Origin of the sequence: Clostridium sp. AWRP, from assembly GCF_004006395.2 — a bacterium.
Lineage (GTDB): Bacteria > Bacillota > Clostridia > Clostridiales > Clostridiaceae > Clostridium_B.
The window spans coordinates 2,759,258-2,784,534 of the sequence record NZ_CP029758.2; the positions used below are offsets into that span (position 1 = coordinate 2,759,258).

The 25,277-nt window shown below is 30.4% G+C and carries 26 protein-coding genes and 1 pseudogene; 6 read left to right on the forward strand and 21 right to left on the reverse strand.

Going from position 1 to position 25,277, the window contains the following annotated elements; all coding sequences use genetic code 11:
* The first annotated feature begins 12 nt into the window (after positions 1–12).
* From DMR38_RS12520 to DMR38_RS12545, 6 genes are all read left to right on the forward strand, one after another.
* Positions 13–198 carry a hypothetical protein gene (locus DMR38_RS12520; protein ID WP_127721637.1) on the forward strand — a complete coding sequence of 62 codons (186 nt, stop codon included), beginning with the start codon at positions 13–15 and terminating at the stop codon, positions 196–198.
* Positions 199–401: 203 nt separating this feature from the next.
* On the forward strand, positions 402–947 hold the full coding sequence (locus DMR38_RS12525) for a biotin transporter BioY (protein ID WP_127721638.1): 546 nt from the start codon (positions 402–404) through the stop codon (positions 945–947).
* The gene (locus DMR38_RS12530; RefSeq protein ID WP_127721639.1) at positions 941–1,342 is read left to right on the forward strand and encodes a DUF1284 domain-containing protein; all 402 of its coding nucleotides are present in this window, start codon (positions 941–943) and stop codon (positions 1,340–1,342) included. The genes DMR38_RS12525 and DMR38_RS12530 overlap by 7 nt, the downstream gene beginning before the upstream one ends.
* A 194-nt stretch (positions 1,343–1,536) precedes the next feature.
* Entirely contained in the window at positions 1,537–2,016 is a 480-nt protein-coding gene (locus tag DMR38_RS12535) for a dihydrofolate reductase (RefSeq protein ID WP_127721640.1), read from the forward strand.
* 13 nt (positions 2,017–2,029) lie between these two features.
* Positions 2,030–3,832: a DUF2207 domain-containing protein gene (locus DMR38_RS12540; RefSeq protein WP_127721641.1), complete on the forward strand. Its 1,803-nt coding sequence runs from the start codon at positions 2,030–2,032 to the stop codon at positions 3,830–3,832.
* A gap of 113 nt (positions 3,833–3,945) precedes the next feature.
* Positions 3,946–5,175 carry a 4Fe-4S binding protein gene (locus DMR38_RS12545; RefSeq protein WP_127721642.1) on the forward strand — a complete coding sequence of 410 codons (1,230 nt, stop codon included), beginning with the start codon at positions 3,946–3,948 and terminating at the stop codon, positions 5,173–5,175.
* Positions 5,176–5,218: 43 nt separating this feature from the next.
* Here the strand turns inward: DMR38_RS12545 and DMR38_RS12550 are convergent, their stop codons facing one another.
* The 21 genes and pseudogenes from DMR38_RS12550 to DMR38_RS12645 all read right to left on the reverse strand — a co-directional run bounded on the left by DMR38_RS12550 (position 5,219) and on the right by DMR38_RS12645 (position 25,258).
* Complete coding sequence (locus DMR38_RS12550; RefSeq protein WP_127721643.1) at positions 5,219–6,175, reverse strand: anti-sigma factor domain-containing protein; 957 nt, start codon at positions 6,173–6,175, stop codon at positions 5,219–5,221.
* Positions 6,165–6,851 (reverse strand): RNA polymerase sigma-I factor, encoded by a 687-nt coding sequence (gene sigI / locus DMR38_RS12555; RefSeq protein WP_127721644.1) that lies wholly within the window; start codon positions 6,849–6,851, stop codon positions 6,165–6,167. Before sigI ends, DMR38_RS12550 begins: the two co-directional genes overlap by 11 nt.
* Positions 6,852–7,077: 226 nt before the next feature.
* A pseudogene (locus DMR38_RS12560) lies at positions 7,078–7,854 on the reverse strand (ABC-2 family transporter protein).
* Position 7,855: 1 nt separating this feature from the next.
* Positions 7,856–9,100 (reverse strand): ATP-binding cassette domain-containing protein, encoded by a 1,245-nt coding sequence (locus DMR38_RS22635; protein ID WP_127721645.1) that lies wholly within the window; start codon positions 9,098–9,100, stop codon positions 7,856–7,858.
* A gap of 248 nt (positions 9,101–9,348) precedes the next feature.
* On the reverse strand, positions 9,349–10,104 hold the full coding sequence (locus DMR38_RS12570; RefSeq protein WP_127721646.1) for an alpha/beta hydrolase: 756 nt from the start codon (positions 10,102–10,104) through the stop codon (positions 9,349–9,351).
* A gap of 410 nt (positions 10,105–10,514) precedes the next feature.
* On the reverse strand, positions 10,515–10,826 hold the full coding sequence (locus DMR38_RS12575; protein ID WP_243124293.1) for an NUDIX domain-containing protein: 312 nt from the start codon (positions 10,824–10,826) through the stop codon (positions 10,515–10,517).
* A 17-nt stretch (positions 10,827–10,843) separates the two neighbouring features.
* Positions 10,844–11,359, reverse strand: coding sequence for a GNAT family N-acetyltransferase (locus tag DMR38_RS12580; protein ID WP_127721647.1), 516 nt, complete (start codon positions 11,357–11,359; stop codon positions 10,844–10,846).
* A gap of 1,139 nt (positions 11,360–12,498) precedes the next feature.
* The gene (locus DMR38_RS12590; protein WP_127721648.1) at positions 12,499–13,422 is read right to left on the reverse strand and encodes a DUF1177 domain-containing protein; all 924 of its coding nucleotides are present in this window, start codon (positions 13,420–13,422) and stop codon (positions 12,499–12,501) included.
* Positions 13,423–13,442: 20 nt separating this feature from the next.
* The gene (locus DMR38_RS12595) at positions 13,443–14,993 is read right to left on the reverse strand and encodes a hydantoinase/oxoprolinase family protein (RefSeq protein ID WP_127721649.1); all 1,551 of its coding nucleotides are present in this window, start codon (positions 14,991–14,993) and stop codon (positions 13,443–13,445) included.
* Between the two features lies 1 nt (position 14,994).
* Positions 14,995–16,095 (reverse strand): DUF917 domain-containing protein, encoded by a 1,101-nt coding sequence (locus tag DMR38_RS12600; RefSeq protein WP_127724055.1) that lies wholly within the window; start codon positions 16,093–16,095, stop codon positions 14,995–14,997.
* A gap of 4 nt (positions 16,096–16,099) precedes the next feature.
* The gene (locus tag DMR38_RS21860; protein ID WP_175412999.1) at positions 16,100–16,252 is read right to left on the reverse strand and encodes a hypothetical protein; all 153 of its coding nucleotides are present in this window, start codon (positions 16,250–16,252) and stop codon (positions 16,100–16,102) included.
* 26 nt (positions 16,253–16,278) lie between these two features.
* On the reverse strand, positions 16,279–17,601 hold the full coding sequence (locus tag DMR38_RS12605; protein ID WP_127721650.1) for a cytosine permease: 1,323 nt from the start codon (positions 17,599–17,601) through the stop codon (positions 16,279–16,281).
* A 22-nt stretch (positions 17,602–17,623) separates the two neighbouring features.
* Positions 17,624–18,445: a nitrilase-related carbon-nitrogen hydrolase gene (locus DMR38_RS12610; RefSeq protein WP_127721651.1), complete on the reverse strand. Its 822-nt coding sequence runs from the start codon at positions 18,443–18,445 to the stop codon at positions 17,624–17,626.
* A gap of 164 nt (positions 18,446–18,609) precedes the next feature.
* Entirely contained in the window at positions 18,610–20,253 is a 1,644-nt protein-coding gene (locus DMR38_RS12615; RefSeq protein ID WP_127721652.1) for a PucR family transcriptional regulator, read from the reverse strand.
* A gap of 446 nt (positions 20,254–20,699) precedes the next feature.
* Positions 20,700–20,828, reverse strand: coding sequence for a hypothetical protein (locus DMR38_RS22550; protein WP_279230782.1), 129 nt, complete (start codon positions 20,826–20,828; stop codon positions 20,700–20,702).
* A gap of 167 nt (positions 20,829–20,995) precedes the next feature.
* Entirely contained in the window at positions 20,996–21,559 is a 564-nt protein-coding gene (locus DMR38_RS12620; protein ID WP_127721653.1) for a TetR/AcrR family transcriptional regulator, read from the reverse strand.
* A gap of 19 nt (positions 21,560–21,578) precedes the next feature.
* Positions 21,579–22,877, reverse strand: a complete 1,299-nt coding sequence (locus DMR38_RS12625) for an amidohydrolase family protein (RefSeq protein WP_175413000.1) — start codon at positions 22,875–22,877, stop codon at positions 21,579–21,581.
* A 316-nt stretch (positions 22,878–23,193) separates the two neighbouring features.
* Positions 23,194–23,475: a hypothetical protein gene (locus DMR38_RS12630; RefSeq protein WP_127721655.1), complete on the reverse strand. Its 282-nt coding sequence runs from the start codon at positions 23,473–23,475 to the stop codon at positions 23,194–23,196.
* Between the two features lie 77 nt (positions 23,476–23,552).
* Positions 23,553–24,095, reverse strand: a complete 543-nt coding sequence (locus tag DMR38_RS12635) for a GNAT family N-acetyltransferase (protein ID WP_127721656.1) — start codon at positions 24,093–24,095, stop codon at positions 23,553–23,555.
* A 69-nt stretch (positions 24,096–24,164) separates the two neighbouring features.
* A complete protein-coding gene (locus DMR38_RS12640; RefSeq protein WP_127721657.1) occupies positions 24,165–24,491 on the reverse strand; it encodes a TfoX/Sxy family protein in 327 nt (108 codons plus the stop codon).
* Between the two features lie 23 nt (positions 24,492–24,514).
* Positions 24,515–25,258 carry an MBL fold metallo-hydrolase gene (locus DMR38_RS12645; RefSeq protein ID WP_127721658.1) on the reverse strand — a complete coding sequence of 248 codons (744 nt, stop codon included), beginning with the start codon at positions 25,256–25,258 and terminating at the stop codon, positions 24,515–24,517.
* Between the last annotated feature and the right edge of the window lie 19 nt (positions 25,259–25,277).

Here is a 25,277-nt window from a genome sequence, read left to right on the forward strand (position 1 = left end):
GGGGGATATTAAATGCATTGGGAAGTAATAAAACGGCTGACTAAGACTGGAATATATATTAGCACAATAAAATCTTTTGAATTTAATGAAGAATCTAAAGATAAAATGTACAATGAAGCATTAAAATACGCTAGGCATAAAAATAAAATGTCCTTTATAAAAAAATATTATTATGAAATTGAATTTAACTGGGAATAAGGCATATGGCATATATAGTATAAAAAATTTTATAATGTTATAGATGTGAAAAGTTTAATGTATCACATCTATTTTTTATTATGCTTCTAATATATTGTTAACTTTAATATGTATTTTACGTTGACAATTCATTAAATAATTATTATAATTTTATTGTCAACGTAAATATTGTATAGGTTAACAATTATTAAGGAGGAAAAAATATGAACTTAAAACTTAGAGAAATGACTACAACAGCTATATTTACAGCTTTAACAGCTATTTTAGCTCAAATTTCTATACCGATGCCATTTAGTCCTGTGCCTATAACCTTTCAAATATTAGCAGTTTACATATCTGCAGTAATCTTAGGAAGTAAACTTGGTGCATTATCTCAATTGGTATATGTACTTTTAGGAGCAGTTGGCGTACCTGTATTTGCAAATTTTCATGGCGGTTTAAGTGTAGTATTGGGACCAACTGGAGGATATCTCATATCTTATCCCATTATAGCTTACATCATAGGAAAAATTTCAGAAAAAGAACTATCTTTTATTAAATCAATTATAGGGCTAATGATTTCATTAATATTTTGTTATGCAATTGGAATACTTCAGCTTTCATTTATAACAAAAATTTCAATAGAAAAATCCATATTTGTAGGTGCTATTCCATTTATACCTTTGGATACCATAAAAGTTATAATTGCTTATATATTGGGTAGTAGAGTTCGACAAGCCCTCATAAAAACAAATCTTATAAAATGTTAACACTAAGAGCTCATCATCTATTATGTATACAGGGGTATAGAGGTTACGGTTATAGTGAAAATTTTACTAAAAATATGGATAAGATTGTTTATACTTTAAAAAATGCCCCTTCCACACAGGTGAAGATTATAGCCAAAACAGACATCCTTTGTTCTTGCTGTCCACATAATATAGGCGACAAATCCTGTGAGCATCAATATAAAGTGGACTACTTAGACAAAAAAGTATTAGATCTATTTGAAATAGATAAAAATAAAGTATACTACTATAGAGATCTTTTAGATGTTATACGCAAAAAAATAACTTATGAAAGCTTCAAAAATATATGCGGTATATGCCAATGGTTTGATTATGGATATTGTAAAGAAGGACTAATTCAACTTTCGCAGTTTTAAAAAATTGCTTCGCAATATTTTTATATTAAGTCAGAAAACCTATAGAGTTTCTAATTGAAATTTAAACTTATATAATATCGTATAAGTTAACTCTCAATTAGAAACTCTATAATATTTTTGTAAAAATTTATAAGAAATTATGATATACTATTTACATATACTTTAGTATTAAATAGACAGGAGGAAATCACGTAATGTTACATATAATTGCAGCTTTAAATGAAGATTATGTACTTGGCAGGGACAATAAACTAATCTGGCATATACCAGAGGATCTAAAAAGATTTAAAGACATCACCTATGGTAAATCCATTATAATGGGAAGAAAAACTTTCGAATCCCTCCCATGTATACTTCCTAAAAGAAAACATATTGTCATAACAAGAGATACAAACTATAACATTTTAGATGAAAGAGTAGAAATACTCCACCATGTTCAAGACGTTTTAAAATACAAAGATTCCCCTACAGAAAACTTTGTTTCAGGCGGAGGGGAAATTTATAAGCAATTACTCCCCTACTGCAATAAATTATACCTTACCAAAATTCACTCTCATGAAAAAGGCGATACTTATTTTCCTAAATTTAACAAAGATAATTACCATGTAATCGAATTCAAAGAACATTGCTATAACAATATAAAATACAGTTTTATAACTTATGAAAAAAACTAATAGGAGAATAATAATGAAATTTTTAAAAAAGCTTTTAATAAGTACCTTTATATTATTTTTTGCAATTTCAATTCACTCTTTTAAAGTCTGCGCTTCAGGTGGGGTGGATTTATCCATGTTCAATATAAACACCACTATAAAAGAAGATGGTTCTATAAATGTGGAAGAAATTATAACCTACAATTTTAAAGATAACTATAATGGAGCCTATCGGGATATATCTACTATAAAAACCAAAGGTATAAACAACCTTAAAGTATCACTTATATCACAGAATGGTAGTGAAGTTCCATTTAAAGAAAGTTCTAATGTTAAAAACGGAGATAATGGTGTATTTGAAATATTATCAAAAGGTACGAATTTATTTGGAATTAAAATTTATTGTCCTTCAAAAAATGAGAAAAAAACTTTTAAAATAACCTATACTATAAAAAATGTATCAGTAAAATATAATGATATTGGTGAATTTTACTACACCTACTGGTCAGACTATAATGAGGCTAAAATAGACAATTTAAAGATACACATTAATCTTCCAGAAAACATTGACAAGCAATATATAAAAGCCTATTACCATGGCATTTCAAATGGAGAATACACTATAAAAAATGGAAATGTAGATTACTTTTTTCCTCATGTAAAATCAAAGGAGCTGGTGCAGGTAAGGTTGCTTTTTCCAAGCAAGTTAATACCTTTATGTAAAAATATAAGTAATAAAAACATGCTAAATACCATTTTAAGTCAAGAGACAAACTATAAAAAGCAGCAGCAGGAAAAAATAGCTCATATTATACTTGTAAGAAATATAGTAAACATTATAGATGCAGTATTGTGTTTTCTTTCCATCTTTTTAATATTTAAAACACCAAAAAAATTTAGCAAAGTTGAAGATACATCTTATAGTGTATATTCTCCTGTTGAGATTCCTGAAGATTGTACACCTGCAGTTGCAGCTTATTTAACTGCAAGAACTATAAATGGAAGAACTATCTACGCTACAATACTTGACTTATGGAGAAAAGGTTACTTAACTATTGAGAAAAACATATTGGATAGTGCTGAAAAAAAATTAAACTTTTTAATTATAAAAAATAAAGAACCCGATTGGCTGCTATTAAAACACGAAAAATACTTTATGCATTGGATATTTGACATAATGGGCAGCGGCCAAAATGTAAACACCCTGGAAATAAAAAAGCATTGTAAAAGATCCTCATCTCATAGTAATTTTGCAAATTGGTTAAACCTTATAAAAGAAGAATCCAAATCAAGAAATTACTACGATATTGAAGCTTCCAAAGCAGGAATGTTTATAATTATTCTTGCTGTAGTTGAATTGATCTTTTCAACTATTTCACTTATGACTGAAGCTCATGCAGGTATTTTTAGTTTAATCATATCAATCTTCATGATTGTCTATGGAGCAATGTGCTGCTGTAAAAAAAGTGCTTATGGACAATCTCAATATAAAAAATGGATTAAATTTAAATCTCATGTACAAAATATGGACTTAGAATATAATATAAAAAATTCCAACATTGAAACCTATATTCCTTATGCAGAAGCCTTAAATATAAAACAAAATAGTATGTCTAAGCTTAAAAATTCTTTTAGAACTCCTTCAGAAGATATGGGTTGGCTGTACTACTATTTAATTTTTGACAGTTCTACGTTTGACAAAGATGACACCTTTAGCAGTAATATATACAATTCTTTTAACACAGGATCTTCAGGTAATTCAAGTGTTGCATCAGATAATTATTCTGGAAGCAGCAGTGATGGTGCTGCCGGAGGTGGCGGAGCTGGCGGATTTTAAATAAAATTATTGAATTTTAATCTATTTTTAAGGTTGCCTTTTTATAATAGTTCTATAATAATTTAATTTTATAGTGAAACAACAAAACTATAAATTGAAAAGGAGCTATAAAAATGGCAAAAAAAATAGGGAAAATACAAATTGCAAGGCACATCGTACAATTAATTTTATTTTTTTTACTACCTGGCCTTTATATAATGGCCTTTAGTGAACTAAAAAATATTTTTCAGATGATTATTAAAGGAAACTTTAATTTCATTCAAGCATTTCCACAGTTGCTGGAGTTTTCAATATGCATACTATTTACTATCTTTGCAGGCAGATTTTTTTGTGGATGGTTTTGTGCCTTCGGTACTTTTAATGATTGGGTTCATATTATATCGAAAAGAATATTTAAAATTAATTTTAAAATAAGTGAAAAACTAGACTCTAAACTCAAATATGTAAAATACGTAGTGCTGTTATTACTTCTAATTGCTGGATACAATAGTAGAAGTAATATCCTACAAGGTACAAGTCCTTGGGATGCCTTTGCTCAAATAACAGATTTTTCTAAGGTTATATCAACTTTAACTATAGGCTTTGTACTTTTAGTTCTAATAACTTTAGGAGATATTTTTATTGAAAGATTTTTTTGCAGATATTTGTGTCCCTTAGGTGCTGTATTCTCACTGTTATCTAAAATAAGTATATTCAAAATCAAAAAACCTAATGATAAATGTGGTAAATGTAGGGTATGTACAAATAATTGTTCTATGGGATTAAAACTTTATAGTACAAATAGCGTACATGGTGGAGAATGTATAAATTGCTTAAAATGCATAGATGTATGCCCTAGGAAAAATACTAGTGTAAACATAATTGGACAAAATGTAGAGTCAAAACTTGCATGTTCAGCTATTATAACTCTGTTTATTGGAATTTACGGTCTTGTAAACCTAGGAAATACTATGTTAAGCAGGCAAAACACATCTTCTATAAATAATGCAGCTGCCACTCAAACTATGGTTCAGAAAAATGATTCTAACGGAAGTATAAGTACTTCTTCTTCCAATACAGTACAAGGTAAATATAAAGACGGAACTTATACTGGAACTGGAACCGGCTTTAGAGAAGGTACAACAAAAGTCTCTGTCACTATAAAAAATGGTAAAATTACTGATATTCAAACAATATCTACAGAAGACACACCTAGATTTTATCAAAATATAGAAAGTACGTTGCCCGATGAAATAATTTCAACACAATCAACTTCTGTTGATGCAGTATCTGGAGCTACCTACAGCAGCAAAGGGTTTACAGATGCAGTACAAAATGCACTAAACCAAGCTGTAGGGAAATAAAAGAATAAGACCTGTAAGATTATTTTCCACAGGTCTTACTCTTTCATTTTTTCTTATTTCCGTTAGAATTCTCCTGGTGCGAATTATCTTTATTGGAATTATTATTTTGCTTACTGCTCATATTTTCCTCAGCTTTTTTATTTGAGCTTTGATTTTCTTTAATTTTACTGCTATCTGAATTTTGTGACGGTTTTACATTAGATTCACCTTTGTCTTTTTCTTTATATGAACCAGAATTACTTTCACTTGAAGAATTACCTACACTTGACGGATTATTTTCATTTTTAAATTTATTTTCGCTGCTAGTGCTATTATTTAATGTTTTATCCTCTTTTTCATCACTTAAACCTTCTTCACTGCTTGGAACACTCTCTTTAACAGCAGCTTTATCACTGCTATTTAAGTTCTTGTTATTAGAATTATCCTTTGGTTTATTATTTAAAATAATATTACCATTAGCTTCAATTTTTACACTTAAATTAGAAGATGCCATATTTGATTTAAAATCAGAAACATCTATGTCTTTACCACTAATGTCAATTGATATAGTTTTGACATAATTCTTATCAATAAATTTATCCTTTTTAGCCTGGTCAATTATTATTTTTAAAGCATCATTTATATTGTTATTATTTATTTTCACTTCACTCAATATTTTATTTCCATCACCATTTAACCCTTTAAAAGAAATGATTCTATTTAAAAAATTCACCTTTAGCTCAATGCTAGGATTTATATTTACTAAAACAGTAGCTGAAGGAGTATAGTAGGCTTTTACACCACCACCTACTAACAATACAAATATTATACAGGCTGCTGCTATTATCTTTCTTGTATTAAAAAAACTTAATCTGTGAAGAACTTCATCTCCCTCAAACTTTTCGCCAGTATGGAGTTTTTTACCACCACAATTTACTTTTATAAATTCACCATAAGGAGTAAGTAAATTAGCATATTTTCCTTCTATACTTACTACTATACCTTCTTTTTTACCCATCATTCTCACCCACTTTTACATTTAAATATGACCTTATATACATAAAATTTTCACTGCTAAATAATATAAATAGAGCAATAATATACTTTCTCCACTTGTCAATAAATTTTTTGCTGCATCCAGTATATATACAAATTTGCTTAACGGGAAGCTGCTTTTTATTTAATATAAAACTATTAATTTCACTATTGTTACATATTTTTAACACAAGTTTTAAAATACTGTCTCTTGTATCCTTATGCTTTGGACTATTATTTACAAGACTTTTAAAATCGATTTTATATTCCATAAGTTTTTTATTTAATTCAATAATTTCATCTGCTCTATTTTTATTTTCCACTTCCAATTGAAAATTTGTTATGGAATTGGCATTATTTAATCTTTCCATACTGCAGTCACTATCGTCAAAAGTAAGTAAAGGTGAATTTTTATTTTTTCTAAAATAATCAATTAACGCATTCCTAATTATAATTTTTGCATATGCGTAAAAATTCCCCTTGGTTTCTGTATAATTATCACAAGCCTTGTTAAATGCAATCAACGCAATGCTCAGTTCATCATCATTTTCCCATTGAAGATATCTTTTTGAAATAGTATAAGTACATTTATATATAAAATTTTTATTTTCACTAATGAATTCATCTCTATTTTCATGGAGTAAATGAGCAATATCTGCCATTACATCACCTCATCTATAAAATTATACGAAACAAATAATAATTTTAAGGGAGTCCCTAAATTATATTTAATCATCGTATATTCCACTAAATAATTAAACAAGATTGATGTAAAAGTACAAGTAGATTTATGGCATTTCATCATATATCTACTATAAGCAGTGCATATATTCTCTTGCTAACATTTGATTTTTCTCAGATGTAATTTCATATAATTTTGATATTTCTTCAAGAACCTGTTGATTTAAAGTGTCTAATCCCAAATTCCCATAAGTAATACGCTGGTAAAACAATTATTGTAGCATAAACTGGTGATAACGCATAATGTATACTACTACTTCTTCCTATTAAGTAAAGTAATGGGTAATATTGCACACATGCCAATGGAATAATATAGGTGAAAATTTTTTAAATTTTTTCTCCATATATACTTATAGGATACCGTCCAAACTCTCTACTACCATCTGTCAAAATACTAAATACTTCAAGCCCTTGTGTCGTAAAAAAGCAAATAGCTGCATAAATCCAAAATAGAGTGGCAAATAAAATAACCCGACTTATAATCATAATTATTTCAACAGCAACCTTGTCTAACGTCCAATTTATTTTGCTTTTCGGTATGGCATAATAATATATTACAACCGCCTGTATTAATTTTCCAATTCGGCTTATTTCAAACTGAGAGGCTAATGTTTGAAATATTTCACTTCGAGGTCTTACCATAATACGATCAAATTGACCATTAGATAACATACCATCAAACTGATCAAACCCTCTTGCAAAAAATTCTGCTAATGAAAAAGATAACAAAACATTTGCAAAACAAAGTAATACTTCTCCATAGTAAAAGCCTTTAATTTGATTGAACCTTTGAAATAGAAAATATACACCTAAGAAAGCAAAAAATGATGTTAAAAATTGACCAACTACTGTTAAGAAAAAAGAAATTTTATATTGCATAATAGAATTTAGATAAACCTTCATATAATGAAAATATAATTTCATATTAACCTCCTTGTACAACAATGCGCTTCAATGCTTTCTTTATCAGTAATTTACCTCCTACTACTAATACGATTGTCCAAAATAGTTGCAGCAAAATACTATATACTGCTCCCATTCCATTAATGTTACCACTATAAATCCTATAAGGTGTATTTTGCATTGATGCAAAAGGAATAAAATTAATTATTTTTCGAATTGCATCTGGAAAAAATGGCAATGGTATAACCCCTCCTGCTAAAAATTCCACAAGCGAAGACATAACCATACGTATTCCCATAGGTGACAACGTATAAAAGGTTGTTATATAAATAAGCATACAAAATGCAACAACAAGTAAAAATGCAAGTAGCATAGATATTAAAAACGCTAAAAATTGTTCAGGATGTTCCGGTGCTTTTAGTCTAAATGGCTCTGGTAGTATACTTGCAATAAATACAATAGGAATAAAACGTACAAATGATTTTGGCACCTGCCCACTATACTCTATGCTAAGTGTTTTTTTGTTATTGTATTTTTCTTTTAAATCACTAATAGAACCATCTAATAAAATACGACCCTTCCCGATTAAAATGATACGATTAGTTAAAGCTTCAATATCTTGCATGTCATGTGTTGTCAAAATAAGAGTTGTTTTCTTTTCACGATTTATATTGGATATAAACTCTCTCACTGCTCTTTTTGAAACAGCATCTAATCCAATAGTTGGTTCATCTAAAAAAAGTATTTTAGGGCTGTGAAGCAAAGATGCAGAAATCTCACAGCGCATTCTTTGTCCTAGTGAAAGCTGTCTTGTAGGTGTCTTGATTATCTTTTCAATATCAAGTAAATCAGTAACCATCTTCAAATTTTCCTTATACTCTTTTTCAGGGACTTTATAAATATCTCTAAGTAAATTAAAAGAATCAATAACGGGTATATCCCACCACAACTGAGATCGCTGTCCAAATACAACACCAATCTCTTTAACATGAGCTATTCTTTCTTTCCATGGTACACGTCCATTTATAACACATGTACCGCTATCAGGCATTAAAACACCACTCAATATTTTTATAGTAGTACTTTTACCAGCACCATTTGGTCCAATATAACCAACCATCTCACCTTCCTTAATATTAAAGCTTACATCCTGTAATGCATTAATATTAATATACTGCTTTTTAAACAATGCTTTAAGTGCTGAAAGCCTTCCATCATCTCTCCGTGTTACTTTAAACGTTTTGTTTAAATTTTTAACCTCTATCATTAATTTTTACCCTACCTCAATAATTTATTTTCTATAGTAATTAATATAAACAATTGATACGTCTTATAAGAAGAAAGAGTTTATATTGTAAATTTACAATAGATACAAATAGTCTTTGAAATGCGACGCAAAAACATCACATAATTCAACTTTGAATAATGCAGTGTTTTTGCAAACTGTCTATTTTTTCAGTTGTCGCGTCAAATAAGAAGAATACGAATTAAATGTAACCAAGTATTCTTCTTATCTTATTTACAATTATTTATAAAAAGTTGTTGTAACAAATTAAGATATTTGTCTGGATAAATTAAACTAATTTCACCATGTCCACCTTTTTCAATAACTTTTAAAAAGCTACCATTAATGGTCTTGTGTAGTAGAATTGCAGATTTTTTCATTACTGATAATTCTTTCTCACCAACTAATATTAATGTTTTCGCTTTTGTTTTGTATAACGCTTGTGGCATTGAATAATCTCCATTACTTTTCATAATGTTGATTAATGATTCTTTTGTCATTCGCGAACTGTCATAATAATAGCTCTCAAATAATTCCTTAGGTACATTCAATGTTTTAGCTTGTAGTTTTGCATACCATCTTTTTTTAATTAGCCCATAGCACATATTATACATTGGTACAATTAGTGAGGTTGCCATTTTGATAGGATAAACCAACGCACTTTCTATAACAGCATTTTCTGTAATATCGGATTCTTGAGATAATATTTCAACAACAATTTGGGCACCAATAGAAAGACCGCAGAGTGCGAAAACTTTTCCATTATAATTTTCTTTTATATATTTTACAATCTGCTCAGCTGATTTTTTTATACTTACAAAAGTAGTGTCACAAGCATCACCATGCCCATCAATAATCGGTGTGATGATGCAATAATCCTTTTGTAATGCTTCAATTTGTAATTTCCATGACCACCATGACAATCCTCCCCCATGAAGAAAAATAATAACTGGCATATTTTTGTTGCCAAATTCTTTGAATATCATGTTCATCCTCCACCTATATATCTAAATTAAATAAGTAATTTTCACTTCACCGCTTTTTACGATTATGCTTTAATTGATATAAAAATTGTACCACATTTTTTCATATATTTTCACAGTTATATAAAAAGTATAGGTATCTTTAACACTGCATTATTCCATTTTCAAAGATCATCGTTCATATTTTAATTTTCAGCATTTACGTCGCACTTTATTCAAATTCCGAACTAAAAGTTATGCATAAAATAATCGATATTATTCTTTGGTAACAATATGTTCAACACCAACTATACTTCCTAATAATTTAGTTTTAAAAAACTCTGGAATTATATAGGTCTTATTTAAACTTTCAATAGGCAGCCAATGCAGACTTTCTTTGGAGCCTTGATCTGTAAAATTTCTACAGTGTAAACTTATATTAGTATTTTTTTCATTAAAAAATAAAAAACAATTTCATGATGATGTTCTCCTTCTATTTCAAAAAATCTTTCTTGAATAAAGGAAAGTCTATCAATTTCAAATTCAATTCCTGTTTCCTCATAAGCCTCACGGACAACGGCTTCCTCCGAAGTTTCATTTATTCTAACCTTTCCTCCAACTGTATAATAACATGGATAATCTTCATGTTTTGCCATAAGCAATCTGTTGTCTTTGATAATAATTGCTGCAACCCTATAAATAAAGCAACTTTGATTGGTTTTAAATACTATATCTTTCTCTTCCACATACATACTCCTATTCATTATATAAATACCTTATTATAAGCAGATATTCTATCCATTAACACACCACCAAGTTTTTCACATATATGTGCCGACAATATGTTTTCATCATTGATCGTCAGTAAAACTTTTTCAAGCTGGTGGTCTTTTGCTATAATAAGTCCTTGTCTTAATATTTCTGTTCCGTAGCCTTTTCCCTGTTCGGTTACACGAACAGAATAGCCTATACTTCCAATTCCAGTCATGACTTCCTCCGATAGTTCTGTCCGCAATTGGAATTCACCAGCAAAATTATCCCCATCAACCGCCCAGTAATGAAAACTTACAGGTTGATCAGAAATCAATCCTAACTCTTTTTTATCATACCAGCTTTTAGTTCTTTCAAACCAGGTTTCATCAATCAACACAGGATTTGTCGGCCGAAAATAACGGATGTCATGATTCCAAAATTCTTGACAGTATTCTTTATACCCATCTACATATATGGCATTTCTCCGTATTAATTCAAGCATATTATATAACTCTCCCTTCCACATTATATAAATAATATCCACTATAAATTTACTATTTACATTACCACTTATTCACTTTTATGTATTTCAATTTGTCCGCAAAGCATTGTATAAAAGCCAAATTTTTCATAAAAACTTCTCAATTCTTTTTCTCCATAAATGGCAGAAATCATATGATATTCCAACCAACCGATTGACGTAAATCTGCTAAATTCAAAACTGATATTTTCTCATTTATCCGATAATCCATTACCTATCCCCCTCCCCCAAGTTTACTATTTATCTGAATACTATACAAATAATTCCTAATTTATAATATAAGAATATTTTGAATCATCACAACAATACATTCCACTCATTTTCTGTGTAATATAAATTTCTGTTGTGGGTAGCCAAACTCATAACACAACTCATCTTCAGTTTCAAGCCCTGGGAAATTCCAACTTACTAGTCTAATTAATTCCATCCAAGAATATAAATCATCAAGTGCAGCAAACTTTATGTTAATATCCATTTATCATATTTCACCTCTCATATTAGAGCTGGCTTTACTTCACATAAATTTTCTTTTACATCACATAATTAATAATACTCCAAATTTACATCTAATTCTCCTTTTCTATAATTGTAAACTCTCCAGGTACATCTTCATTTGTCCAAGATGGATGTTCATCAAATCTATTAAGAGTAAATCCATTTTAACTTCCATTTGATTTTAAAGTTGCAATTTAATAATAAATATAAGAACTTTGCAAAGCAATTAATTCACAATTTACGATGCACAAGTCAAAATCAAGCAGATCATTCCTCCATGCAAGCTCTACCCTATGACTTTGCATGGAGTTAAAACAATGTTTAACATCATCCCTATTCACCCCTATAGACATTATTATACCAATAATACTTCTATTTTACATTAACCTATAATATATGAAAAACGCCATAAAATTTCTAAAATAATACGGCGTTTCAGTAAATTATTTACTTTTTAATTGTTATGTTGAATATGAAAAATGTGAATTATATTCATTTTATTCTGCGATATAAATTGAAATTTGACTTAATATTCATTCAGATAGACATTTTAACTATAGCTATAATACACGCTTCTGTAATAGCAAACAGTTTTAATATTATTATTTTCCTGATAATTATTTTTTATCTTACTTTTGTAACTTGGTCATACTACCATAAATTTCATTCAATTTTTTAAATTCATCCTCATCGTAAAAACTGCAATTATTTTTTCCAAAAGCCTTAGCTACTTCTATTGCAAAGCCTGCTGCCAGTGATATGTCTTCTATGTGACTTGCACCCGTGTCACACCCTGCAACTAGCGATTCTGTAGTTATTGCTACCCCAACAACCGGCGAGCTTGTCGCAGTAGATGGCTGTAATATACTATTGATATGAGAAATTCCATTTCCATAAGGAGTAATATCCTGCACAGCTATTGGAAATGTAACTCCCTTTTCTCCACTAGTTTTTTCTAGTATTTCGAGTAAATCATAGGATACCTTAAGTATATATCCTTCTTTAACCGTAGGAGATATTGCCACTCCTTTATGGTTAACAATCTTATTTCCTTTTGTAGTATCAATAGATAGTATAGCATCCATTTTTGATTCAACTTCATTTTCATTCATAGTATACATATTAACCGGTGAATTCATAAATGGAGCAGGCTTATGCTCCAAAGTAGGAGCATTAGGGCAAATATGAGTAGATATTATTACATCACCTTTTAATTTATCCCCTTTATCGCTCATAATTCCAAGCTTGTAAGCTGCAGTAAGTGCTGCTACCGCTCCATCTCCATCAGACACCATTCCAATGACATCTGGTCTTGCTCCAATACCTCCAAGCCTTCCAACAACACCCAGAGTAGGTGCAGATCCACCTTGAGATTTTCCATTGATTCCAGAAATTCTTATTTTTACAAAATCAGTATATCCTTTATCACCAAATATTCTTGTGCTATTAATATCCTTTATGCCATTTTCTTTGAAAAAATCCACAACTTTTTCTCCATCTATCTCCGGATCATCCAGTAATTCATATATATCAATGGCTTGCTTTAATATCATATTTATTCCTCCAAGTATAGTTATTTTAAGAGATCTCCTGCAGCTTTCACTCTTATCCTTGTTGCATTTCCTGGAATATACGCAAGTGGTACATCATCAATATCTACAATCTCTATGGATGAAGGATCAGCCCCTGCTTTAATTGCTTGTTCAATAGCCATATTTTTGGCTTCTTCGATAGCTTCGTCTCGTCCGATCTTATCAAGCATAAATATTCTTTCAACCTGGCCACTTATCTGGGCTATTGCTGCACCAATAGCATTTGCTACATCAAAATAATCGGGTCTTATTACTTCTGATGCTCCTGCCAATTTATCTGGAAGGAGCACACTTCCTCCACCTACCAATACAACTTTCATATCACTTGCATTTGTCTTTATCCTATCAATTGACCCTTCTGCCATATCTATTATTTTTTCATATACTTCTTTTGCCATGTTTGAGTCAACTTCTTTTACTTTTGCATTGTCACCTATTTTAACTATACCAAGTGAGGTTACTATATCCGAAGCAGTAAGCGTATCTCCTCCAAAACACAGTGCCTTTTCTATGAGTTTATATCCAACACTATCAGGTCCAATTGAAACTTTATTATCAACTTTTCGTATAACAGTTCCTCCACCAAGTCCTATAGATACAAGATCTGGCATACGGAAATTTGTTCTTACACCTCCTATTTCAACTGCAGTAGAAGACTCCCTAGGAAATCCATTTATAAGTACACCAATATCCGTAGTTGTCCCTCCTACATCTACAACAAGTGCATTTTTTTGTTTTGCAAGATAAGAAGCTCCTCTAAGACTATTAGTTGGTCCACAGGCAATAGTAAGTATGGGATATTTCATTGCATAATCCACAGACATAAGTGTACCATCATTTTGCCCAATATAAACCTGACAGTTTATATTTTCATTTTTAAGTGCTTTTATAAAGCCTTTAACAGTAGTCTCTGCAACATCTACCAGAGATGCATTTAATATATTTGCATTTTCACGTTCTAGAAAACCTATACTTCCAATTTCAGACGATAGAGATACTGGTACATCGGGCATCTCATGTTTAAAAATTTCTGCAGCTTTGATTTCATGTTCATTTGATACAGGTGAAAATACAGATGTAACTTCTATAGAATTGACTTTTCCTTTTATTTCCTTTGCTATTTTTCTCAAATATTCTTCATCAAGTGTTGAAATTTCACTTCCATCAAATTCAAATCCGCCTTTAACCATATACCTAAAATCACCTATTGCTTCTTTAAGATCTTCAGGCCATCCTGTCATTGGCTTTATTGCTGTAGTAGCAGGAAGTCCAATCCTTATAACACCAACTTTGTTTAACCTTTTACGTTCAACAATTGCATTAGTACAGTGTGTAGTTCCAAGCATAGCATATTTTATATCTTCTCTTGGTACATCACTTATTCTTAAAACTTCCAAAAGTGACTTGTATATTCCTGAACTTACATCTAAAGTAGTTGGCGTTTTTATTTTCGCTACAGGAATTAAACTTTCATCAAGAATTACTGCATCCGTGTTGGTTCCCCCAACATCTATACCAATTCTATATTTCATTTTAAAACTCCCCCATTCCACTTTTGATTCTTTGTTCAATAGGAACATACTCTACATCATAGCCAAAATATTTTGGTCCTACAGTTCTAATTCCCGCTTCAGTTCTCCATTTTTCATCACAAGGTATGCAGATTACAACTCCCCTGTTTCCATATCTAAGTGTTTCCGTTGTTATAGCATGTCCCGTTTCAATATCAAGTACAACAATAAGATCTGGAACTGTAGCCAGTACTTTTCCATCATCAGTCTGTGCCATTAAATTTTCATTTTGAAATTCAATTTTAATTGATTTTCCCTTATATTCATCAATACCTGTCATTTTATTTTCTCCACGCACAAATCCACCGTCTGTTTTTCTCAATATATCACATACCTTACCTTTAAATAATTCAAATCCGCCACTTGCTTTGAGTACCGCATCAACAGGATTTGTATTATTATTTTTTGCTATTCTTATTGCACGTCCAACTTTTTCAGTTCTACTTATAATTCCTTTAATTGAAGTTTCTTTGACTTGAGTCCCTGTCATAGCATAACTTGCCATCATCGTTGAGCCACCAGATACTACAGTTACAGCCCTAGCTAAAGTTTCAGTCCACTTATTGTTTATAGTATTAAACATAGTAGCATTTCCCTTTTCATCACACAATATCATTGGAGTTGATTTTACTCCACCAAGACTAAAAGTTACCATTTGAAGTTCTGGAAAAGCTCTTCCCATTCCATCTGCATCTACAACAGGTATACCTAGTGCTGCTGCCACTGCAAAAGGTATCATAGAATTAAGCCCTCCTGCTTCAATTGGAATTGTAGCAGAAATTTCTTTTCCAAGATAATCTTTTAAAAGTGAAAAAGCACTTAAGGCTTCTTTACCGTTAGGTATTTTTTCAATTAAAATAGTCGGTGCCCCCATCATGGAACTAGGTACAACAATTGCATCCCCTGGTACTTCATCCACATCAAGTAGTGTAACTTCTCCATAAGTTTTTATAGCATCAATAGCCATAAGTTTGCCAACATATGGATCTCCTCCGCCACCTGTACCATATACTGCAGCTCCAACTGCTATATCCTCAATTTCTTTAACACCTATTTTCCTCATAGCCTTACTTCCCTTCATTTACTATTAATTGTACTAATTTATCTGATACACTATTAAGCATCTTTTCAAATGCTGCATCATCACTCATACATAGAGATTTTTCCTCATTTATTATATTGGCTATCTTATTTAAATTTTCATCTTCATCTCTTCCCAATTTACCTCTACTAGCAATAATTATTGTTATATATCCCCAGTTCTCTTAAATTCAATTTTTTCACTTTTAGTTACAACTTTATATGTCATAGATACTAAGTAGTAAATAATTGCGCCAGCAAGTAGAGACATTATTGCAGGTATTCCTATATTTATGAATTTTCCAATAATTGATGCTATAATCCATGATGCTATTGCAATAGGATTTATTATCTCACAGCTCTCTGGAAGATTTTCATCATGTCTTGTTGCTTCAAGTAATTTTCTATCTCTTTTTAATATATAATAATCAACAAAAATAATACCTGCAACAGGAGGTAATGTAACCCCAAGTAAAGTCAAGAAACTCTGAAAATAATTTATAATACCTAACATAGATAAAATTGTACTAAATATTCCTATTGCCCAAGTAGCAGCAGACCTATTTAATTTTATATTAAATATAGCATCTATCATGTTAGTTATACCAAGACTTGCTGAATATAAATTTATATCATTTATCTTAAGTGTAGAAAAAATTACAATACCTGCACCAAGCCATCCTGTTATAGACAACATTATGCTTACAATATCACTTGTCCTAACTGCAAGAGCCATTAAAACACCAAGTAAATTTATAGTTAATTCACCAACAAATGTACTTACAAGAGTAGCGGCAAAGACATCTTTAGGTCCTTTCATATAACGGCTTAAATCAGGAGTTATTATTGCACCTGTTATAAATCCTCCTGCAACCATAGTTGTTGCAGCACCCATAGAAAGAATTTTTCCTGCAGGTTGTGCATTCATTATAAGATTTCCTATATCATGTCCCGACAACAATTTAAATCCAGCATATACCATGGTACACAAGAAAAGTGGTAAAGTAATATCAGCTGTAATACTTAATACCTTATATCCGTAAACTACTATAATTGTAACTGCGAGACCTGTAATAGCAGACCAAATTTGCATATTAAAAATTCCAGTTGCTTTGTATATCCCCTCTGCAAAAACAGAATTTTGTATTCCAAACCACCCCATCAGAGATATTGCTATAATTCCTCCTATTATTGATGAACCAGCTTTTCCAAATCCAGACCATCTTGAAAGAAGGCTTGTAGAAAGTCCTTCTTTAGCAGCTGCTGCACCTATAGCAAAACTTACTGCCTGGAGAATAACACTTCCAAATATTGTAGCCCAGAAGGCACCCCAAAATGTCATTCCATAACCAAGAGCAGCTCCAAGCATAACTTGTGAAACACATGCCAAACAACCAAGTCTTATTATAAGTACCTCCCACATAGGTCTTCTTACACTACTGGGCACTCTGCTTAATGCATAATCGTCTCCTGCTTTTTCTTTTGACATTTAAATCACTCCTCAATTTTCATTAGTATTCTTCAACAATTTTTTTATAGATAAGTGGCTTTCTGTCTCTCAAATATGGTATTTCACTTCTAAATTTACTTATATCATCAAGATCAATTTCTATAACATCAACTTCTTCCAAATCTTTTGGCAATTCCTTTATAATCGAACTGTTTGGTGCACATATTTTACTTTTCCCAAATAAATGCAAATCTCCTTCTATTCCAACTCTATTTACACCTATAGTAAAAAGTACATTTTCAAGAGCTCTCTGAGCAAGATTGAGATCCCACATATATTCATCTTGTATTCTCCATGCTGCAGGAATAAACACCATATCTGCTCCTTCAAGTGCCAATGTTCTACATGCTTCTGGAAATCCAGCATCATAACATATGATAATTCCTATTTTCCCCAATTTAGTATTAAAAACCTTATAGTCTGACCCTTCCCTATAATAAAGTTTTTCAGCACCACAGAGATGAGTTTTTGCATAACTTCCAAGAATATTACCACCATTATCAAATAACACAGCTGAATTATATAGCACACCTTTTATTCCTCTTACTTCTCCAAAAGGAGCAATCACAAAAACATTATATTTTTTTGCAGCCTCGGACATATTCTTTACTATAAAATCATAATAATTTTCTCCCAAAATGTTCGTTTGATTCTTTAAAATATCAAGATTATATCCAGTAGCAAAAAGTTCAGGTAAACATACTATATCCGCTTTTTCACAGCTTGCCTGTTTTATAAAGCTTACAGCTCTTTTTACATTTTCCTCTACATCTCCAAGCTTTGAATTCATTTGAATCAAACCTATATTAACGGTTTTACTCATTTAACCACCCCCTTAATTTATTTATTGTTTAGATGATAGCAAAAACTTTGAGCAATTAATATAAGCACTTTCATAAAAAAAGCCGTAGTTTTTTATGATAATTCATAAAAACTATAGCTTTTTTTGATTTATATTAAATATCATGCAGTATTTTTTGTAATTTATCAATTTGATTTTTGAACCTCATAAATTATTATCCCCATGTATAACATAAAAATTCCTTCTGATGTGTTTAAAGAATAACCGGTAATTTCCTTAATTTTATTTAACCTATATCTTAATGTTTCAGCATGAATAAACAATTTATCCGAAGTATATTTTTTATTCATATTGTAAATCAAATACATTTTCAATGTCTCTAATAACATAGCATTGTGTTTAGAATCGTAGTCCTCCAATTTTGAAATTATACTATCATAGGAATTGTACAATTCTTTATTATCTTCAAGTAATCCAATAATTTTTGCAAATCTCAGCGAATCATTTTTAGCAATTAAATTATTAGTAGGAAATATTGCAGATATCATACTCTCATAATACATATTTTTAATATATGTAAAATCTGCATATTTATCTGAAATTCCGTAAGATATACTAATTTCATCTTTCCAGTTTTTACATAAAATTTGTACTTTTTTCTTTATGTCCTGTAAAATATTATCCCTCAATGGAAAAAGTACAAAAACATTATTGTGCTTCTCTGTAATTAAGAAACCATTCTTGTCCAATATACGTATTAAGATAATATCATAAAATTGTTTTTTATAATCGTTAATCTTATCTTTTATTGAATCATTATATAAAAAGTGAAAACATATTCCAACAAATTTATCTTTACCTGTCCATTGAAAAATTTCGCGTATATTTAAAAAGAAACTTTTACTTAGATTATCTTTATTCATTATGATTTCAGTAACCATTTTCTTAATTTTTAAATTGTTAAAATGATCTCCTACATTATTTACCATCTTGGAAGATATAATCCAGCATCCATAATTAATTGTTTTTCTCAAAACTTTATCTTCCAAATCATCTCCTATCCTTATAAAATATCCTAAAGTTTTATCTCTATTCTTTATTTCATGCTTATTTATATATACATTGTCAACCTGAATTTGCTTATTACTATTTACTTCATAAAACTTACCTATATTGTCTATGATTTTTTCTATTATTAATCCATGTTGTGAGCTTTTTACACTTTTTGATATAAGATTATACACACAATCAAATATTAAAACACTTGAATCAGTAAGCATTGCTATAAATTCTACAATTTGCTGTGTATTTTCACCATTTATAATTATATTGTTAAATTTTTCAAGAATGGATTTTTGTTCTAAAAGATATTTGTTCTTATTATAAAAAAGTGCCTCATAAAATTGTGATACTGCATCTGTATATATTAATTCAAATGGTAAAAGAATAAGGGGCAGTGAATATTTACAAGATTGCTCAATCATTTTTTCTGGTATCATCTTTAAATATCTATTCCTCTTTATTCCAAATGCCGATACTCCTTTTTGATGAAGCCTATATATAATATCATCATATTTTTCTTTATTGTCCTTAAATGCATACCCAGAGCTTACCAAAAATTCTCCCCCTCTTAGCCAATCAACACCATCAGGAGTTTCAAGTATAGTTAAATCCTTACACTGTTTATTTATTCCACTTTCACCTGAAATTAATTTACATCCTTTAAAAATAGGTATCTTAAGTACATCACTTACAGGTAAACTACTAGTCCCATATTCTATTTTTGTTTTCTGTATCTGTTCATTAAATAAATTCATGTGCTTATTCAAATTTTCATCTCCAATATGGACATTTTCTGATTTTTTAATATAATGCAATCTAAGTATGTTTTAAAATTCAAATCGTTTTTTATAGTATACCCAATTCACTATCAATTGTCCAAATATATTTAGTGATGAATTGTGTCAATTTACTTATAAGTTAAAAAATCAATAGCTTCATTAATAATATTAACTGCTTTATTTACAATATCATATTCTACTGAGATTTTTTATTGAATAAAGCGTTAATTAATTATTTGAAGCCCAAAAAAGAGCAGAAGAATCCTATTCCAATAAAGATAAATTTGAGAGTGTGAGACTTTTTCTGTCTTAATTTCAAATATATAATTTAAAAATTCTTATAAAAATAACGCCTAAGAAAAAAGGCGTTATTTTTATAAGAATTTTATTCGGGAAGTCTGCCATCATACATTATGGATAGTTCACCATAAACCTTATGTTCTTGTTACATAGTGAGTCATTCCAATTTTTGATGCTTTAATTGAACTAGTTGATAAAGTTGTAGTTAAAATTAAAGACATGAGTGAAATACTTATAAGTGTTTTTATATTTTTTATATACATATTTTTCAAATTAATTATAGCCCTATTTTAATTTTTTATATCAATCGATTGATTTTGAATACAATAAATATGTATATGTATAAATAAAGTTTCACAACAACCCCCTGAGGTCGTTACAAAAATTGGAAATTTTTGTTTGCTATGATTTAAAACCACCAGAATTAATATTATCCCTTTATTCCATCAATAAAATAATCTAATAACACTTCTGTGTCTTTGGTCGCATTATATATTTCTGGGTGCTTAAGAATTTGCATAACACAGGAATGTATGAAGTTAATTAGTAGATTTGTATCTACACTTTCTTTTAACAGTCCTGATTTTTTACCTTCATTAAGAAAATTTGTAAAGCTCTGAAAATATTCTTCCATACCATTATTGATTGCTTTTTCCACGCTAGGATATTGAAGAAAAATCTGACTTAACTTATCTAAAGAAAATTTTGCAATAAATTCCGACAAAAGGGTTGCACTATCTCTTAGTGTGCAAAAGAAGTCTCTATCTTGGATTAATAAATCTTGCATTGCTTTATTATGCTTATCAAGTTCTTTTAAAAGAGTATCTTTAATAAGTTCCTCCTTTTTACTAATAATTCTATAAAGAGTATCTTTCGCAATACCACTTTTTTTACATACCGTATCCATGGTCCATCCTTTTGCACCATAAGTAAAAATCAAGTTTAATGTCTCTTCATATATTCTATCAATAATATCACAATTATTTATTTTCAAAACACTTCTCCTTTAAATATTACTTTTCATATACTTTTTCTCCATTAATAAATACTATTTCAGTATTTCCAAGGGCAGATAAATCATTGGTAACATCCCCGTTAACAACTATAATATCAGCCAATTTACCTGTTTCAATTGAGCCTATTTCATGATCTTTCCCAAAAACAGAGGCTGCCGTTAGTGTAGATGCTTTTATCGCTTCAATATTTGATAAACCAGCTGCTGCAAGTAATTCAATTTCTCTTACAGGGGTTGTATGAAGTGAAAATCCAAGAGAAGAATCAGTACCCATTGCAACAGTTCCTCCGCGTTTTATATACTCTTTAACATTTTCAAGTTGAACCTTCGGAATTTTGCAAAGTTCTGATTTTGCAACTTTTATAAACAAATCACCAACTGGCTTATCATCAGGACCATCGTGAAACGCCTTTGTGAAAATTTGCATATTTTCTTTAATCTCTTCGTTTACTGGTGGATTATAGTTTTGATTACTAATCCATTTCTCCTTAAGTCCCGCCACCATCAAATCAATTAAACTCAATGTTGGAACAAAAATAATACCTTTACTAATCATTTCTTCAAGGTCTTTTTCATACATCTTTCCATCAAATGCAGCGTGGTGTATACTATCAATTCCACAACGTGCAGCTTGTGCATAATCATCTTTATAGGTTATGTGTGCACATACTTGAAGTCCATAACTATGTGCCTCATCTGTAAGCATTTGCAATTGTTTATCCGTCCAACAAGCTTGAGGTTTTCCATCAAAGGTTCTTGTTACGACAGCAGTCTTTATAACAGATACGCCCATTTCGTACAGTTTTTTAACAGCTTTTTTAATATCTTGCTCCGTTTCACATTCTGCTACTGAACCCAGTTTGTAAAATTTACGATCCATGTATTCACCAGGATAACCGTTGGGACAAGTAAGAATGGAAATTGCATAAAATATTTTTGGCTTTTTTTCAGGTATCTCATTTAATGATTTTATATCATATGGAGACCCCAAGTCAAGTACTGAGGTTACACCACCTTTATATATTTGGTGTATATTCTCTTTTACTTGAGAAGGATTCAACCCAACTCCAACATTTGAGCCACCACAATTAAAAATATGCTTATGAGAATCTATTAATCCAGGTAATACTGTTTTTTCAGAAGCATCAACAATATGAGGATAGTTATCTAAATCTGTCCCGTTTTTTTGTTCTATCCTTACGATTCTTTGATTTTTAACTAGAATTTTTGCATTTTTAATTGGTGGTTGTCCAGTTCCATCAATCAGTGTTCCACATTTAATTACATAATCATTCATTTTCATCTCTCCTTTTTTGTTAAAGTCATTTTCATATTCAACTATAGAATCAAACTAATAATACTTTTATAGTTTGATTAGTTTGATTTTAATCTAAATGCCTTACTATGTCAAGATATATTTAGAATTTATATGACTGTATTAACTACACATAAGGTGGACACAAATTTTCAGAAATAAGTTATAATAAAATTATAATTATAGGTAGTACAGCGTTAATACCAGCCTCACAAGAATCAGAATTAAAAAGATATGGTTTAAAGGTTTCTAAACTTGTTGGAGGAGTAGATAGATATTTTATCTCATACATTCTCACCTACAAAAATAAATGTGGCTTATCTGGTGGTATCATACCACCATAATAACAAGATAGCTTTCTTGATTGTTGATTTCCTTGTAAACTAGTCCAACTATTTATACCTTGTATAAAATCATCTGATGTCTGGCTTTCGTTGTCTTTCAATTCATTACGTGTAATGTTAGCTACAAGCCAATGTATCCATGTAAAGCCACCTGTTACTGGATACGCATCTTTGTCTTCTAATACTATTGCAAAGGAAACAGTAGTAACTCCCCTCTCAATCAATATTTTTTCCATACCATGTTCTTTTAAATAATTAATTCCATTTTCCTTTAATCATATAGTGTACTAACTCTAAAGGGCAAGTATTGCACTTATAGTCTGCTGCACCATTCTTCTTTTGTAATGCAAGTGATATGTTCTGTTCTGATATCATTCATTAGATGCCATTCTATGTTTTTTTCTGTATGATGATATTGAAAACCACATTTTTCTTGAACACGCCAAGACTTTTCATTACCATCAAAATACCCACACCAAATAACTTTAAGTCCAAGTTCTTCAAAACCATGTCTCATAAGCTCATTAACTGCTTCTGGAATTAGCCCTTGTCCCCAATAAGGGATACCAATCCAATAACCAATTTCACCTTCATCATTTCTTAAAGTCATGTTGCTTTTTTCACCAATCATAAGTCCTATACTACCAATTGGTAAATCATTACCTTTTAAAACCACCGCATAAGTTTCATTCACAGAAAGAACATCTTTAATAATTTGACGACTGTTTTCAACATCAGTATGAATAGGCCACCCTGCTATAGGTCCTACATTGGGATCTTTTGCATATTTATATAATTGCTGTGCATCTTCATCTTTCCAAGGACGTAAGATCAGTCTATCAGTTTTTAATATCATTTTTTATCACATCCTTACTCACTAAAATATAAATAATCTCCACTGTAAATTTAGAATTTACTGATTTACTCAACAAATCTTTTTCTTTTTTGCTTTTGGAATAGGAAGTTCTTCATACATCTCCGTAATCAATTGATATAAAAACTCTTTATTATCAACATCATCCACCAAAAGCATTGGTTTTGCACCATCATAAGGCAACTCTTCTACCGCCTCCAATATCAACTGTCTACTCGCCTTGGTTATCTTAACCAAAAGGCGGTCATCGTATATTCCTCCAAAAATCTTTCCCCGGAAATATAAAATGTATTCCCCCATCATTTTTCTGAAAGAAACATCCTCCAGTGTATCTAATTGCCCAATAATAAAATCTAAATATTCTTGACTAGAAGCCATATCTTATTCCCCTTTCAAAATTATTATTTATCTACATATACCAATTCTGATATACGTTTATTAACATCACCTCTATAGACGCCGCCATGATAACAAATTACTGTCTCAATATCATATTTCATCAATTTTTCCATGGATTTCATATTTAATTCGTTATCATAATTAATATCTTGGTCTGCTCTAACAAGCAAACCTTCTTTGATACTAAGGATATCTCCAGCAATTAATAGCTTCCACTTTTTAATGTATAGGCAAATATGTCCTGGTGTATGACCTGGTGTGTGTATAACAGTGATTCCTCCAAACTGCGGTAGTTCTTCCCCATCAATCAATATTTCATCTACATTAACTCTACTACGCTCAAAACCTACTTTTAGTTTTTCATATACTATTTTTATATTATCAGGCAAGTAATCCAATCTCTCTTCAAGTTCAGCAAGTTTAACAGGCTTTTTCTCACCATTTATATATGCTTTTTCTTTCTCATGAGCAAAAACCTTAACCCTGCCAGGCATTTCTTCCAAAATGCTAGAAATACTGCCAACGTGATCAATATCCTGATGAGTTAGGATTACCATGTTCAGCTTACTAAATGGTATTCCTTCTTTATCAAATGCTTCATGAATCTGCTGTAACTGGCCTGGACATCCAGTATCAATCAGAGCTAATGAATCCTTATCCCAAATCACTGTTGGATTAATGTCAATTGGCATTTCCATTATATTAGTTGGTATTTCAAGCATATAAATTCCATTTTCAATTTTCATTTATTGTTTTCCTCCCCCA

Excerpts from the sequence above, each read along its gene's own strand:
- DMR38_RS12600 (WP_127724055.1), bottom strand. The coding sequence starts at position 16,095 with ATGAGGAAAATAGGTGTTAAAGAAATTGAGGATATAGCAGTTGGAGCT.
- DMR38_RS12580 (WP_127721647.1), bottom strand. The coding sequence starts at position 11,359 with ATGTGGAAGGGAGAGTTATATAATATGCTTGAATTAATACGGAGAAAT.
- sigI (WP_127721644.1), bottom strand. The coding sequence starts at position 6,851 with ATGGCAGATATTGCTCATTTACTCCATGAAAATAGAGATGAATTCATT.
- DMR38_RS12610 (WP_127721651.1), bottom strand. The coding sequence starts at position 18,445 with ATGAGTAAAACCGTTAATATAGGTTTGATTCAAATGAATTCAAAGCTT.
- DMR38_RS12590 (WP_127721648.1), bottom strand. The coding sequence starts at position 13,422 with ATGATATTAAAGCAAGCCATTGATATATATGAATTACTGGATGATCCG.
- DMR38_RS12640 (WP_127721657.1), bottom strand. The coding sequence starts at position 24,491 with ATGGCTTCTAGTCAAGAATATTTAGATTTTATTATTGGGCAATTAGAT.
- DMR38_RS22550 (WP_279230782.1), bottom strand. The coding sequence starts at position 20,828 with ATGTATATAAAAAATATAAAAACACTTATAAGTATTTCACTCATGTCT.
- DMR38_RS12645 (WP_127721658.1), bottom strand. The coding sequence starts at position 25,258 with ATGAAAATTGAAAATGGAATTTATATGCTTGAAATACCAACTAATATA.
- DMR38_RS12550 (WP_127721643.1), bottom strand. The coding sequence starts at position 6,175 with ATGATGGGTAAAAAAGAAGGTATAGTAGTAAGTATAGAAGGAAAATAT.
- DMR38_RS12530 (WP_127721639.1), top strand. The coding sequence starts at position 941 with ATGTTAACACTAAGAGCTCATCATCTATTATGTATACAGGGGTATAGA.
- DMR38_RS12535 (WP_127721640.1), top strand. The coding sequence starts at position 1,537 with ATGTTACATATAATTGCAGCTTTAAATGAAGATTATGTACTTGGCAGG.
- DMR38_RS12545 (WP_127721642.1), top strand. The coding sequence starts at position 3,946 with ATGGCAAAAAAAATAGGGAAAATACAAATTGCAAGGCACATCGTACAA.
- DMR38_RS12540 (WP_127721641.1), top strand. The coding sequence starts at position 2,030 with ATGAAATTTTTAAAAAAGCTTTTAATAAGTACCTTTATATTATTTTTT.
- DMR38_RS12595 (WP_127721649.1), bottom strand. The coding sequence starts at position 14,993 with ATGAAATATAGAATTGGTATAGATGTTGGGGGAACCAACACGGATGCA.
- DMR38_RS12520 (WP_127721637.1), top strand. The coding sequence starts at position 13 with ATGCATTGGGAAGTAATAAAACGGCTGACTAAGACTGGAATATATATT.
- DMR38_RS12635 (WP_127721656.1), bottom strand. The coding sequence starts at position 24,095 with ATGATATTAAAAACTGATAGACTGATCTTACGTCCTTGGAAAGATGAA.
- DMR38_RS12605 (WP_127721650.1), bottom strand. The coding sequence starts at position 17,601 with ATGTCAAAAGAAAAAGCAGGAGACGATTATGCATTAAGCAGAGTGCCC.
- DMR38_RS12570 (WP_127721646.1), bottom strand. The coding sequence starts at position 10,104 with ATGATATTCAAAGAATTTGGCAACAAAAATATGCCAGTTATTATTTTT.
- DMR38_RS12630 (WP_127721655.1), bottom strand. The coding sequence starts at position 23,475 with ATGGAAAAAATATTGATTGAGAGGGGAGTTACTACTGTTTCCTTTGCA.
- DMR38_RS22635 (WP_127721645.1), bottom strand. The coding sequence starts at position 9,100 with ATGATAGAGGTTAAAAATTTAAACAAAACGTTTAAAGTAACACGGAGA.
- DMR38_RS12625 (WP_175413000.1), bottom strand. The coding sequence starts at position 22,877 with ATGAATGATTATGTAATTAAATGTGGAACACTGATTGATGGAACTGGA.
- DMR38_RS12525 (WP_127721638.1), top strand. The coding sequence starts at position 402 with ATGAACTTAAAACTTAGAGAAATGACTACAACAGCTATATTTACAGCT.